The organism is Brevibacterium sp. OS20 (genome assembly GCF_056837565.1).
On the sequence record NZ_CM166367.1, the window covers coordinates 173,715 to 186,862 of the forward strand.

Consider the following 13,148-nt stretch of genomic DNA (forward strand, 5'->3'; position numbering starts at 1 on the left):
CCCATGGGCGATGCTCGACAGATGATCCGAAGGGTGAGTGAGACGTGGCAGAGACGGTTCTCGAAATCGCCGGTGTGACATTCCGGCGTGGGCAGACGCAGATCCTCCGCGGCATCGATCTGCGCGTCGGTGCCGGCGAGCACTGGGTGCTCATCGGGCCGAACGGGGCGGGGAAGTCGACCCTGCTGAGCTTCGCCTCGGCGCAGGTGTTCCCGACCTCGGGCACCGTCGATATCCTCGGATCACGCATGGGCCGGGTCGAGCTCGCGGCCCTGCGCCGGCTCATCGGACACGTCAACCCGCGCCATCCGCTGCGCTCGAACCTCACCGTCCGCGAGGTCGTCCTCACCGGGCTGACCGGCACCGTCGAACGACCCATGCGGTGGGAGCCCTCACCGGGGGATGTTGCGAAGGCCGATGCCCAGATCGCCGAGGTGGGACTGACGTCCCGCGCTGACGCCGGGTGGAAGGTGCTGTCACAGGGGGAGCGGGGCCGTGCGCTCGTCGCCCGGTCGCTCATCGCCGAACCTCAGCTGCTGCTCTTCGACGAACCGACCACAGGTCTCGACGTGGCCGCCCGCGAACAGCTGCTCGAGACCATCGACGCCCTGTCGGTGCGCTCGCCGGAGTTGTCGACGCTGCTGGTCACCCACCATCTCGAGGAGATCCCCGAGACCACCACGCATGCCGCGCTCATCTCCGACGGTCGGCTGACCGCCGCCGGTCCCGTCGCCGAGGTGCTCACCTCCGAGCAGGTCACCGCCGCCTTCGACCATCCGATCGAGGTGGGTTTCGCCGACCGTCGCTGGTCGGCCCGCGCAGTTCGGTCCGGTGCGGTGCTCGGCTGACGAACTGCGTCCGTGCTGAGGATCGGCTGGGACGATCACCGCGCGCATTGCACGGCTGTGCACTCGGGCCTAGGCTTGAGGCATGAAGATGAGTACCGTGTGGAGCATCATCGGCGCGATCATCGCCATCATCATCGCGTGGTGGGTGGTCAACGTCGCGTTCTCCATTGCGTGGTTCCTCGTCAAGGCCATCATCACCGTCGTCGTGGCGCTCGCGATCTTCGGCCTCATCAAGGCTTCGCTGAAGTCCAAGGACCGCGACCGAACGCGCTGACTTCCGGCTTTCGACCGCGCTGACTGCGCCTCAGAGCTCGCCGAGGCTTGTGTTCGCCCCGCAGAGGACGACGCAGACTTTCTCGCCCTCGGCCGGCACATAGCCGACACCGCTGACTCCCGCCAATGCCGTCGCCGCTGCATGCTCGACCGCCAGCCGGTGTTCGTCCCACAGTCGCTGGCGTGCTTCGACGATCGCGTCGTCGCTGACCAGCACCGAGGTGACCAGATCCGACCGTGCCGCCTCCAGAGCCAGCGGTGTGGCGCGACGGGCACCGAGCGAATCCGCGGCTACCGAATCGACCGTGACGTCGACCGGTTCGCCCGCTTCGATCGCTGCATTCAGCGCTCGGCAGTTCTCCGGCTCAACCGCGACAGTGCGCACTCCGTGATGAGTTGCCGCAGTCGCGACGCCGGCGAACAGTCCGCCGCCTCCGACGGAGACGACGACAGTGTCGAGGTCGGGCACCTGCGCCAGGATCTCGGTCATCAGCGTGCCCGCGCCGGCGGCGATGAGCGGGTGGTCGTAGGCGTGCGAAGCCAGCGCACCGGAGGACTCGACGAATTCCTGGCAGGCGGCGGCTGCCTCGGCGAATTCGGAACCGACCAACTCCACTCGCGCGCCATACGAACGCAGCCGTTCGACCTTCACGCTCGGCGCGGTAGTCGGCAGGAAGACGGTCGCCGGTACCCTGGCGGCACGGGCGGCCCAGGCGCAGGCGAGCCCCGCGTTGCCGCCCGAAGCGATCGTCACTCCCGCCTCGGGGAAGGTGCCTTCTGCAAGGTGAGCCTGGATGAAGTTCTGCGCACCGCGGGCCTTGAACGTGCCGGTGTGCTGCATGAACTCGAGGGCGAAGAACAGGCCGTCCTCACCAGCCGGGGCCACGGTCACCGGGCGCACACGGCCGGCGATCCGTGCAGCGGCGGCTTCGACGTCGGAGTACGTCAGCTCAGTCATCTCATCAGCCTATGCGAGAGCTGCTGAGGGGGTGCGCCGCCTCGGTGGATTGTTGGGTCGATCCACGGCGTTTCAGGCGGAGGAATCACCGTGGATCGACCAGGAAATCGAGGTGCAGGTGACGAACCAGGGGTTCGCGGCAGCCTCAGTGATGCTTCGTCAGGCCGAGGTCGTTGCCCTTCGGCTCCTTGACGAGGCTGACGCCGATGAGCGAGATGATGCACACGATGATCATGTAGATCGCGATCGAGATCGATTTTCCGGTCTCGGCGAGCAGGGTCTCGGCGATGGTCGGGGCGAAGGCACCACCGAGGATCGCGCCGAGCGCGTAGCCGATCGAGACGCCCGAGTAGCGGACCTCGACAGGGAACATCTCCGCATACATCGCCGACATCGGGCCATACGACAGGCCCATGCCGACGGTGAGGACGAAGATGCCGATGCCGTACATCCAGATGTTCGCCATATCGATCATGAGGAAGGTCGGGATGAGCCAGACGATGAGCAGGACGTACCCGATCTGGAAGGTCCGCACGCGACCGAGCTTGTCCGACAGCGCACCGCCCCACATCGTGAACACCAGCCAGCCGAAGCTCGCGAGCGTCGTCGCCAACAGCACGGGTGCACGGTCGAGGCCGACGGATCCGCCCTCGGCGATGGGGCGTGAGGCGTAGGCGGCGAAGAACGCGATGATCATGTAGCCCACGGCGTTGTTGCCGATGAAGATGAGCGCGGAGAGGACGACTTCCTTCGTGTTCTTCTTGAACAGGGTGCCCAAAGGAGCTGAGGATTCGGCCTTGCGCTCGGCGAGCTCGGCGAAGACCGGGGACTCCTCGACCTGCCGGCGGATGTAATAGCCGACGAAGACGAGGACGACTGAGAAGAGGAACGGGATCCTCCATCCGAAGCTCGCGAACTGTTCGGCGGAGAGGACCGTGGTGAGTACCCAGATCACACCGGTGGCCAGGATCATGCCGACCGGCACGCCGATCTGCGGGTACGCACCGAAGATGCCGCGCTTGGAGATCGGAGCATGCTCGACCGACAGCAGCGCGGCCCCACCCCATTCGCCGCCGGCGGAGAAGCCCTGGAGGATCCGCAGCAGGGTGAGCAGGATCGGCGCGCCGACACCGATCATCGCGTAGTTCGGGAGCAGACCGATGAGCGAGGTCGCGGCCCCCATGAGGATGAGTGTGAGCACGAGCATCTTCTTGCGTCCGATCCGATCGCCGAGGTGGCCGGCGATGATCGCGCCCAACGGGCGGAAGAGGAACGAGATGCCCAGAGACGCCCACGCCATGATCTGGCCGAGTGCCGGATTGTCCGCGGCCAAAGGGCCGAAGTACTGGGCGGAGAGGACGAGGCCGGCGGCCTGAGCGTAGATGAAGAAGTCATACCACTCGATGGTGGTGCCGACGAGGGTGCCGGCGAGGACCTTACGCTCCTCGCGGGTGATCGAATGAGGGGTGGCCGGATTCGGAGTGACCGGGCCTGAAGCGGTGGCGGACATGAGCGGAACCTTCTGTTGCTGGGCGACTTTGCCGGGTGCCGTCTCCGGAGGCGGTGGTCCTCGACTCTGAGTGATCGCCGGTGCCTCGGGTCTGGCGGCGGACGGATGGACGTCTGCCTCGACTGACTGCCTGGTCAGTAATTGAGAACGATCATAGGTCAGAATGCACCCCCGTGTCACTCGGTGACAATTACCGACCGATTGGTTAGTATATGTTGAGGAATCGGCAGCGGTGCCGAATGCGGCCGCCGTGGACCGGGAGACGTCGTTTCACCAGGGAGAGCAAAGCATGACCGAAATCCTCAGTTCCTATGTGGCCGGAACCTGGCACACCCCCGGCTCGGCCGACGGTGCCCGGCCCGTCCGCGACGCCGGCACGGGGGAACTCCTGCACTCGGTGAGCTCGGCCGGAGTCGACTTCGCCGCCGTCGCCGACCACGCCCGGACCACCGGCATCGCCGAACTGCAGAAGCTCACCTTCCACCAGCGCGGTGTGATCCTCAAGAAGCTCGCGACCTACCTCATGGAGCGCACGAAGGACTACCACGAGATCTCCTTCACCACCGGCACCACCAAGCGCGACGCCTTCGTCGACATCGAAGGCGGAATCGGCACACTCTTCACCTACTCCGGCGTCGCCCGCCGCCAGATGCCGAACTCGACTGTCCACCTCGACGGCGGAGTCGAACGCCTGTCGAAGAACGGCACCTTCGTCGGTCGCCACATCCTCACCTCCCGGCAAGGCCTTGCGCTGCAGATCAACGCCTTCAACTTCCCCGTCTGGGGCATGCTCGAGAAGTTCGGACCGATGTTCGTCGCCGGCGTCCCCGTCGTCGTCAAACCCGCCACCGACACCGCCCACCTGACCCACGCCGTGGTCGCGGATATGATCGAATCCGGTCTGCTCCCTGCCGGTGCGATCCAGCTGGTCACCGGTGACGTCACCCCGCTCTTCGACCACCTCGCCGAACAGGACGCGATCGCGTTCACCGGCTCAGCCAACACCGCCCGCACGCTGTCCGCGCTCGACTGCGTGACCCAGCGCGGCACCCGCTTCTTCGCCGAGGCGGACTCACTCAACTTCTCTCTGCTCGGTCCCGACGCCGCACCCGGAACGGAGGAATTCGACCTCTTCGTCTCCGGCGTCGTCGCCGAGATGACCGTCAAGGCCGGACAGAAGTGCACCGCGATCCGCCGCACCTTCGTCCCCGAAGCCCACGCCGAGGCGGTCGGCGAGGCCATCATCGCGAAGCTTTCCACCCAGGGTGTCGGAGATCCGCGCGAGAAGTCCACCCGCCTGGGCCCCGTGGTCTCCGACAAGCAGCGCACCGACGTTCTCGACGCGGTCGACCAGATCATCGCCGGGGGAGCGCATCTGCTCACCGGCGGCCGTGAGGAATCCGATCGTCTGGCCGCCGAACACGGCGGAGCCTATGTCGCGGCCACCGTCCTCCAGGCCGATGACGCCTGGGCCGATGCCGTCCACGACATCGAAGCCTTCGGGCCCGTGACCTCGATCATCGCCTATTCCGACACCGAGGAGGCCGTCCGCCTGGCCGCCCGTGGCCGCGGTTCGCTGGTCGGCTCCGTCGTCACCCACGACCGTGAGTTCGCCACCGAATTCGTCCGCAAGATCGCCCCATGGCACGGCCGCGTGCTCGTCCTCGACCGCGACGATGCCGAAGAGTCGACCGGTCACGGTTCGCCGCTGCCGAACCTCATCCACGGCGGCCCCGGACGGGCCGGCGGCGGTGAGGAGATGGGCGGACTGCGCGGTATCACACACTTCATGCAGCGCACCGCGATCCAGGCCTCCCCGGACATGCTCACCGCGATCGGCGGGGAATGGGTCAACGGATCGGAGCGCCGCCTCGGCGATCATCCGTTCACGAAGTCGCTGGCGGACCTACGCGTCGGTGACACACTCGATTCGGAATGGCGGGAGGTCACGCTCGACGATATCGAGCACTTCGCGAACTTCACCGGGGATACCTTCTACGCCCACATGAACGAGGAGGCGGCCGCCGCGAACCCGTTCTTCCCGGGACGCGTGGCGCACGGCTACCTCATCGTGTCCTTCGCCGCCGGACTCTTCGTCCAGCCGGACCCGGGCCCGGTGCTCGCGAACTACGGACTCGAAGGGCTCAACTTCATCACGCCTGTCTCCCCAGGTGACAAGCTCAAGGTGACGCTCACCGCCAAGCGCATCACCCCGCGTGAGACCGACGAATACGGTGAGGTCCGCTGGGACGCGCAGGTCGTCAACCAGAACGACGAACCCGTGGCGAACTACGATGTGCTCACCCTGGTGGCCAAGGAGTACTGAGGGCTCGGTTGGGTTGAAGGCCCTGCCGGTCGGACAGGCAGGTAAGAGTCGCCCCGCGCGGAGGATGTGCATCCTCGGCGCGGGGCGACGTCGTTCATGAGGTCCGGGGCACCCGGACCCTGAGCGAAGAAGGGCGGATCGTCACGGTCGCCGGGGTCTGTGCGACCGCGTCGCCGTCGGCGACGATCTCGACCGGTGCGGCACCGGCGGGAGTGTCGATGCGGATCTCGCGAGCCCGGCTGAGATGGATGTTCGGATGCCGGTCGTGCCTGCCGGACATGAACGCGACGAGTTCGACGGCGAGCTTCGGCAGCCATGCCTCCTTGAGGAGGACGACGTCGATGAGTCCGTCGTCGATCGCCGCCTCGGGTGACAGTGTGAGCCCGCCCCCGTAGCGGCCGGAATTCGCGAACCCCGCGGTCAGGCCCCGGAAGTCGAGGCGCTGTCCGTCGACTGTCAGCTCGAGGTCGATGCTCCTCGGCGGCAGGATCGCACGCAGGATCCCGTACAGGTACACCCAATGGCCCCGGACGACCCTGGTTGAGTTCGCATGCCGCTGGACGGTCGAGTCGAGGCCGAGACAGACGTTGCCGAGGCTGATCGTGCCATCGAGGTCGAGCACGTCGATCACTCGATCGCTGCCGTCGGCGATCGTGGCCACAGCCTCTTCGACGCGCTTAGGGATGCCGAGTTTGCCGATGAGGTCATTGCCGCGGCCACCGGCGATGACGCCCAGCGCTGTGTCCGTATCGACGAGGCCGGCGGCGACTGTACGCGCCATCCCGTCACCGCCGAGTGCGCCGACGACCTTGGCGCCCTCGGCGGCGAATGCTGCGGCGAGCTCCTTCGCATGTTCCTCGCTCGTGCTTCTCACAAGCCGTGCCTCGAGACCGTGTGCGGCGAAAGCGTGGACGAGCGGATCGATGCGTCTGAGCACCGCTCCGCGCCGTGCCGTGGGATTGAGGATCACGGGCACGACCGCCGGATCGGCGACCGGCCGCGCAGAGCCCCGGTCTGCGGAACCCGTGCCGAAGTCGCCCTTGTCTTCGATGCCGCTCACAGTCGATCCGGTCCGTTCATCAGCTTGCCGGGATTCATGATGCCGGTCGGGTCGACCTCGGCCTTGGCTGCGCGCAGCATCCGCAGCCACATCTGACCGGCCTCGGCGGGCAGCCACGGAGCGTGATCGGTACCGACGGCATGGTGATGGGTGATCGTGCCGCCACCGTTCACGATTGCCTCGCTGGCAGCAGACTTCAGCGCCTTCCACTGGGCGATCTCCGCCCCGACCTCCTGCTTGGCGAAGACCGTGTAGTACAGCGAGCAGCCGGTGGCATAGAGGTGCGAGACGTGGCAGAGCACGAAAGCAGGAGTGCCGCGATCGGCCATCGCCTTCTCGATTCCCGCGCCGATCGCACCGTGGAGGTCCTCCACCTTCGACCACGGGGCCGAGGTCTCCATCGTCTCGACGATCATGCCCTCACGCAGCAGCTGATCCCGCAGGTACGGAGTCGAGAAGCGGTGCTTCTCCCACGAGGCCTCCGGAACCGCGCCGAGGTTGACGCCCTTGTGCCTGCGCACGATCGAACGACCCTGGGAGCGACGCGCACGAACATCGGAGGGGGTGCCGTCGTAGCGGACGACCAGCAGGCAGGGAGTCGTGAGGCCGCGGGCGCGCAGGTACGCGAGAACGCCCTTGCGCTGCAGCTCGCTGCCGAGCTGCGCGAGACCGAACGCGGTCTCGTTGACATCCGAGAGACGGGCGATGTCGAGGTGCAGTCCCGACTGTTCCATCTCCCGCAGCGCCGCGGCCCCGGATTCGAAGTCCGGGAAGAACCAGGAGTCGCCCTGCACTGCCTTCGGCACGCGATGGATCCGCAGGGTCGCCTCGGTGATGATGCCCAGCGTTCCCTCGGAGCCGACGAACAGCTGGCGCGGATTCGGTCCGGCCGCCGTCGCCGGGGTGGTGCGCAGCTCGACGGGACCGTTCGGGGTCGAACAGCGCAGACCGCAGACGTTCTCATCGATGCGGCCGTAACCGGTCGACTGCTGACCGGCCGAGCGGGTGGCGACCCAGCCGCCGACGGTGCTGAACTCGAAGGACTGCGGATAGTGGGCCAGCGTGAAGCCGCGAGCCTGCAGCGCCTCCTCGAGGTCGGGTCCGAAGACTCCGGCCTGGACGGTGGCCGTCAGCGACTCCTCGTCGATGTCGATGATCCTGTCGAGGCGGGCCAGGCTGATGCTCACGACCGCCGCGAACTCGCCGCGCACGGCATCGATGCCGCCGACGACACTGGTGCCGCCGCCGAAGGGAACGACCGCCACGGATTCCTCGGCGCACAGCGCGAGGAGGGTGTCCACCTCGGCGTTCGAAGCCGGGTAGAGCACCGCATCGGGAGCGGTGACCAGCTCGCCGCTGCGCAGCCGGATGAGGTCGGGCAGGCTGCGCCCGGCCGCATGGGAGACGCGGACGGCGCGATCGTCGCGGACGAATTCCTCGCCCACCGCCTCGGCGAAACGGGCCCTGACTGCGGACGGCAGGACTGATTCGGGCAGCTCGACGTCCTCGAGCGCCACATGCGGCCTGTCGACTCCGGCCGGCCACCCGCAGTGTTTGCTCAGTATCATCTTCGCCCCGGGTTTGACCGGGCCGTCGTGGCCGTCTTCGCCCCAGCCCCACCAGCGCATACGCGGCTTGTCCATGGTCGTCATCCTTCGTGTCGTGATTCGGTGGTGAGTTCCGGAGCGAGCCGGGCCACAGCGTCATAGAGGTCAGCGCGGTCGGCGTCGACGAGTCCCCACCGGGTCCGCCGGTCGATGACGTCCTCGACCGTCAGCGCCAGTTCGTGTTCGACGGCGAAACGGACCTCCGCGCCGGTCAGCGGGATGCCCTCGCGTACGGGTTCGTTGAGGGAGGGGTCGGCATCGCCGTAGGCTGCCACCTTCGCTGCGTCGGTTCCGTAGCTGGCGACGAGGCGGTCGGGCAGGCCGGGTGCGGGTGTGCCCTTGCCGACGAGGCCGAGTTCGGTCGTCCGGCATGCTCCGACGCGCAGTCCGCCGACCTTGACGACGTCGTCGACGGCGTCTTCGGCCATGCGGCGGTAGGCGGTGAGCTTGCCCCCGACGATCGTCAGCGCCCCGGTCCGCGAGTCGCGCAGCAGGGCGTGTCTGCGGGAGAGGTCGGCGCTGCTCGAGGTGTCGCTTGTCTTGATCAGCGGGCGGAAACCGGCGTAGCCGCCGACGATGTCGTCAGTAGTCAGCTTGTCTTCGAGAACGGCGTTGGTCGTGTCGAGGAGGAACGCCTCCTCATCGCCGTCGGGCAGGGCACGGCCCGGGATCGGACCGTGGTGCGGATCGTCGGTGAGACCGATCATGACCAGACCGTTGGGCCACGGCACAGCGAAGACGTAGCGACCGAAGTGACCGGGCACCGGGGCGGTGATCGCGGCCTGTGGGTCGCCGAGGCGGGCGGCAGGAACGAGAATGTGCGAACCCTTGCTCGGTGCCAGTTCGACCTCGTCCGAGAGAGTGTCCGACCAGACGCCGGCTGCATTGACGATCTGTCGGGTGCGCAGCGTGTGCTCATCCCCGGTGAGGCGGTCCCTGATGTGAACACGAGTGGGTTCGATGTCGGTTGCCTCGGCGTAGGTGATGACACCCGCACCGTGTTCGGCGGCGGTCCGGGCCAAGACGACGACGAGCCGGGCATCGTCGATGAGCTGACCGTCCCAGCTGAGCAGCCCGCCGCGCAGACCGTCGGTCGCCGTCGTCGGGGCGAGCTGCCGGACTTCGGCGGCCGAGACGCGGCGGGGATGGGGGAGAAGCTCCTTCGGGGTGCGGGCGAGCATCCGCAGGAGGTCGCCGGCGTGGAAGCCGGTGTTCGTCATGGCCGCCTCGACGCGACCGACCCCCGGATGCAGCGGGAAGATCATCGGCAGCGGCCGGATGAGGTGCGGGGCGATGGTGTTCATCAGCCGGCCGCGTTCGACGGCGGATTCCCACGCGATCCCGACGTCGGCCTTCGCGAGGTAGCGCAGTCCGCCGTGGGCGAGTTTCGAGCTCCAGCTGCTCGTTCCCGAGGCGAGGTCGCCGCGTTCGACGAGGGTCACAGAGAGCCCGCGGCTGGCCGCGTCCAAGGCGACGCCGGCGCCGGTGAATCCACCGCCGATGACGACGACGTCGGAGACATTCGCCGAGGCGGCCGCGAGGTCACGTTCGCGCTGAGCGGCATTGAGGGACGAGGTGTTCGCTGTGGCTTGGGAGCCGAGTCCCGCCGAGGCCGTGGGGCCGTCGTCTGCATTGGTGGAGGTCATTCCCACCCTTTCTGGCACGATGCCGTACCAGTTTGCATTCGGCGATCAGTGTTGTCAAGATCACACTGTGACTAATCAAGGACGCCCCTACGCCGGAGCCAGCCGCGAAGCGCGGGAGAGTGCTCGGCGGGAACAGATCATCGCGGCAGGGATCGAACTGTTCGGGACTCAGGGATACCGGGCGGCCACGGTGGGCGCGATCTGCGATTCCGCAGGGTTGAACAAGCGCTACTTCTACGAATCCTTTGCCACCTTGGAGGATCTCCTGGTCGAGGTCTACGAGCGGGTGGTGGCCGATCTGCGGGCCGTGGTGCTCGCTGGTGGTGCGGCCGATGCAGGGGGCTCTGAGACTGTGACGGAGGCGCAGGGCGCCGAGGCCATGGCGGTGCTGCGCGGATTCATGGACGGGTTTCTCGGCTGGGCGCAGGCGAACCCGATCTTCGCGCGAGTCCACCTCTTCGAAGTGCTCGGAGTCAGTGGGCGCATCGACGAGCTCTACCGTCGGCACGGTCGGGTGATCGGCGGCGAACTCGCCGATGCGCTCTGCGTGGCCGTCTCGGGCACCGTACTCACCGGCACGCGTCGGAGAGTGCTCGGGGACCTGCTCGTCGGCGCCGGTATTCAGATCGTCGTCGACTGGGTGATCGGCGACTATCAGCCTCCGAGGCAGGAGCTGCTGTCCGAGATCGAATCGACACTCGGCTGGGTTCTGACTGCGGGAGTGATCGGGGAAAGCTGAGCCTCGGGGGCCAGGACCCGACCCTCAGGCCTCCAGGCCTTGGAAGGCCATCGTTGTGACCGCCTCGGCGATGGTGTCGGGGTCGACGGGATAGCTGGGGCGGTACCACTCGGTGATCGAGTTGACCATGCCGAAGAGCAGACGGGTGATGAGGCCGGGAGTGAAGTCCGAGAGCAGACCGCCCTCGGCGATGGCGGCCTCGACGAGCGCACGGACCTTCGCATCGATATTGCGTCGGGCCTCGAGGGCTTCGCGTTCCAGCGGTGAGTTTCCGCGCACGCGCAGCAGCAAGGTCACCGAATGGTGGTACTCGATGAGGATGACGACGCTGGCGCGCACGGCCAGCTGCAGGCGTTCGAGCGCGGTGACATTCTCTCGCAGGCTCTCGGTCTCCACAGCGGAATCGAGGGCGCGGATGCCGCGGCTGATCGCCAGGTGCAGCAGCTCTTCCTTCGACTTCACGTGATGGTAGATCGCGGATTTCGTGATGCCGAGCTCACGGGCGACCGTGTCCATCGACGTGCCGTCATAGCCGCGGGAGACGAAGACCTCTGTGGCCTTGTTGATCAAGGTCTCCCGGTCGTAGCCGGGACGGCCGCGGCGCGAGCGTTTGGGGGCGGTCGCCTCGGCGGGGGTCGTCGAGGACGTCGACGCGGCGGTCGTCGATTCCGCGGACGACGTCGTCGAGTCCGGAGCTGTCGACGCGGGTGAGGACGATTCGGGCATGCGCATCAGTCTAATCGGCCACCTCGGTGAGTGCCGCGATCCAAGTCACAGCACTCACCTCGGCGCGCGTCCGCAGCGCCGCTTCAGCGCACGCACTGCGCCTCATCTCAGCGCACGCCCTCGCGGCGGTCGATGATGCGCTTCATCTTGCCGACCGAGCGCGGCAGGTCCCCGGGCATCTTGATGTCGATGGCGCAGGAGACGCCGAGGCGCTCCTTGATGCGGGCGGCCACGAGCTTGTCGAGGCCGTCGAGCTCGACGGCGCCGACGCCTTCGCGGGCCTCGACCTCGACGGTCATCTCATCCATCCGGCCAGGGCGGGTGAGGATGAGCTGGAAGTGGGGGCTCAGCGGTGCGAACTCGAAGAGCACGGTCTCGACGTTCGCGGGGTAGACGTTGACGCCGCGGATGATCATGAGGTCATCGGATCGGCCGGTGATGCGCGAGATGCGGCGGAAGTTCGGGCGCGCGGTGCCCGGCAGCAGTGTTGCCAGATCGTGCGTGCGGTAGCGGATGATCGGCAGCGCCTCCTTCGTCAGCGAGGTGAAGACGAGTTCGCCCTCCTCGCCGTCGGGCAGCACCTCGCCGGTGAAGGGATCGACGATCTCCGGGTAGAAGTGGTCCTCCCAGATCGTCGGGCCGTCCTTCGTCACCGCGGATTCGCAGGCCACGCCGGGGCCCATGACCTCGGAGAGACCGTAGATGTCGACGGCATCGATGTTGAAGGAGTTCTCGATCTCCTTGCGCATCTCGTCCGTCCACGGCTCGGCGCCGCAGATCGCGGTCTTCAGGCTCGTCGTGGTCGGGTCGATGCCCTGCTTGTGGAATTCGTCGAGGATCGTGAGCAGGTACGTCGGGGTGGCCGTGATGATGTCCGGCTTGAAGTCCTGGATGAGCTGCACCTGGCGCGGGGTCTGACCACCGGAGATCGGGACGACGGTGAACCCGTGACGCTCCGCCCCGTGGACGCCGAGGCCGCCGGTGAACAGCCCGTAGCCGTAGGCATTGTGCATCATCTGTCCGCGCTTGCCGCCGGCACCGAGGATGGACCGCGCGATGAGGCTGCCCCACCGATCGAGATCGCCCATCGTGTACCCGACGACGGTCGGCAGGCCCGTCGTTCCCGAGGAGGCGTGGATGCGCGCGACCTGCTCCTGCGGGACGGCGAAGAGCCCGAACGGATAGTTGTCGCGCAGGTCCTGCTTGGTCGTGAACGGCAGCTTCGCAATGTCATCGAGGCTCGTGATGTCGGCGGGAGTCACGCCGAGGTCGTCGAAGGCCTTCCGGTAGAACGGCACCCGTTCGTACACCGAGGTCACCGTCGTCTTGAGGTTCTTCAGCTGGTCGGAGCGCAGCTCGTCCAGGCTCATCCGTTCGCCGGCGTCGAGGTCGGTCTCAGTCATCATCGTCTCCTTGCGAATCTCTTCTGTGTGTCAGATCCAAAAACCGCCGAGG

At 67.1% G+C, this 13,148-nt stretch carries 11 protein-coding genes; 4 read left to right on the forward strand and 7 right to left on the reverse strand.

Annotated elements, in window-relative coordinates; all coding sequences use genetic code 11:
- Positions 1 to 44 precede the first annotated feature (44 nt).
- The gene (locus ACVZTU_RS00775; protein WP_482401122.1) at positions 45 to 848 is read left to right on the forward strand and encodes an ABC transporter ATP-binding protein; all 804 of its coding nucleotides are present in this window, start codon (positions 45 to 47) and stop codon (positions 846 to 848) included.
- A gap of 82 nt (positions 849 to 930) precedes the next feature.
- Positions 931 to 1,122: a hypothetical protein gene (locus ACVZTU_RS00780; RefSeq protein WP_039211572.1), complete on the forward strand. Its 192-nt coding sequence runs from the start codon at positions 931 to 933 to the stop codon at positions 1,120 to 1,122.
- Positions 1,123 to 1,152: 30 nt separating this feature from the next.
- Here ACVZTU_RS00780 and ACVZTU_RS00785 read toward each other — a convergent pair whose 3' ends face one another.
- Both ACVZTU_RS00785 and ACVZTU_RS00790 read right to left on the reverse strand, forming a co-directional pair.
- Positions 1,153 to 2,079 carry a serine/threonine dehydratase gene (locus ACVZTU_RS00785; RefSeq protein ID WP_482401123.1) on the reverse strand — a complete coding sequence of 309 codons (927 nt, stop codon included), beginning with the start codon at positions 2,077 to 2,079 and terminating at the stop codon, positions 1,153 to 1,155.
- Positions 2,080 to 2,224: 145 nt separating this feature from the next.
- Positions 2,225 to 3,589: an MFS transporter gene (locus tag ACVZTU_RS00790; protein ID WP_482401124.1), complete on the reverse strand. Its 1,365-nt coding sequence runs from the start codon at positions 3,587 to 3,589 to the stop codon at positions 2,225 to 2,227.
- A gap of 289 nt (positions 3,590 to 3,878) precedes the next feature.
- On the opposite strand from ACVZTU_RS00790, the gene paaZ reads away from it, so the two are divergent.
- Positions 3,879 to 5,915, forward strand: coding sequence for a phenylacetic acid degradation bifunctional protein PaaZ (gene paaZ, locus ACVZTU_RS00795; RefSeq protein WP_482401125.1), 2,037 nt, complete (start codon positions 3,879 to 3,881; stop codon positions 5,913 to 5,915).
- Between the two features lie 94 nt (positions 5,916 to 6,009).
- On the opposite strand, the gene ACVZTU_RS00800 is transcribed toward paaZ, so the two are convergent.
- The 3 genes from ACVZTU_RS00800 to ACVZTU_RS00810 are packed head-to-tail and all read right to left on the reverse strand — an operon-like array spanning position 6,010 to position 10,228.
- Positions 6,010 to 6,975 carry a diacylglycerol/lipid kinase family protein gene (locus tag ACVZTU_RS00800; RefSeq protein WP_181271117.1) on the reverse strand — a complete coding sequence of 322 codons (966 nt, stop codon included), beginning with the start codon at positions 6,973 to 6,975 and terminating at the stop codon, positions 6,010 to 6,012.
- Complete coding sequence (locus ACVZTU_RS00805; protein ID WP_229664027.1) at positions 6,972 to 8,618, reverse strand: FAD-binding oxidoreductase; 1,647 nt, start codon at positions 8,616 to 8,618, stop codon at positions 6,972 to 6,974. The genes ACVZTU_RS00800 and ACVZTU_RS00805 overlap by 4 nt, the downstream gene beginning before the upstream one ends.
- 5 nt (positions 8,619 to 8,623) lie before the next feature.
- The gene (locus ACVZTU_RS00810; protein WP_181271115.1) at positions 8,624 to 10,228 is read right to left on the reverse strand and encodes a glycerol-3-phosphate dehydrogenase/oxidase; all 1,605 of its coding nucleotides are present in this window, start codon (positions 10,226 to 10,228) and stop codon (positions 8,624 to 8,626) included.
- Positions 10,229 to 10,295: 67 nt separating this feature from the next.
- Here ACVZTU_RS00810 and ACVZTU_RS00815 point away from each other — a divergent pair, with 67 nt between their 5' ends.
- Positions 10,296 to 10,967 (forward strand): TetR/AcrR family transcriptional regulator, encoded by a 672-nt coding sequence (locus ACVZTU_RS00815; RefSeq protein WP_181271114.1) that lies wholly within the window; start codon positions 10,296 to 10,298, stop codon positions 10,965 to 10,967.
- A gap of 24 nt (positions 10,968 to 10,991) precedes the next feature.
- Here the strand turns inward: ACVZTU_RS00815 and ACVZTU_RS00820 are convergent, their stop codons facing one another.
- Complete coding sequence (locus tag ACVZTU_RS00820; protein ID WP_181271113.1) at positions 10,992 to 11,693, reverse strand: TetR/AcrR family transcriptional regulator; 702 nt, start codon at positions 11,691 to 11,693, stop codon at positions 10,992 to 10,994.
- 107 nt (positions 11,694 to 11,800) lie between these two features.
- Complete coding sequence (gene paaK / locus ACVZTU_RS00825) at positions 11,801 to 13,096, reverse strand: phenylacetate--CoA ligase PaaK (protein WP_181271112.1); 1,296 nt, start codon at positions 13,094 to 13,096, stop codon at positions 11,801 to 11,803.
- Positions 13,097 to 13,148 lie beyond the last annotated feature (52 nt).

Coding starts and splice junctions, on each gene's coding strand:
- ACVZTU_RS00780 (WP_039211572.1), top strand. CDS start 931: ATGAAGATGAGTACCGTGTGGAGCATCATCGGCGCGATCATCGCCATC.
- ACVZTU_RS00805 (WP_229664027.1), bottom strand. CDS start 8,618: ATGGACAAGCCGCGTATGCGCTGGTGGGGCTGGGGCGAAGACGGCCAC.
- ACVZTU_RS00790 (WP_482401124.1), bottom strand. CDS start 3,589: ATGTCCGCCACCGCTTCAGGCCCGGTCACTCCGAATCCGGCCACCCCT.
- ACVZTU_RS00810 (WP_181271115.1), bottom strand. CDS start 10,228: ATGACCTCCACCAATGCAGACGACGGCCCCACGGCCTCGGCGGGACTC.
- ACVZTU_RS00785 (WP_482401123.1), bottom strand. CDS start 2,079: ATGACTGAGCTGACGTACTCCGACGTCGAAGCCGCCGCTGCACGGATC.
- paaZ (WP_482401125.1), top strand. CDS start 3,879: ATGACCGAAATCCTCAGTTCCTATGTGGCCGGAACCTGGCACACCCCC.
- ACVZTU_RS00820 (WP_181271113.1), bottom strand. CDS start 11,693: ATGCCCGAATCGTCCTCACCCGCGTCGACAGCTCCGGACTCGACGACG.
- paaK (WP_181271112.1), bottom strand. CDS start 13,096: ATGACTGAGACCGACCTCGACGCCGGCGAACGGATGAGCCTGGACGAG.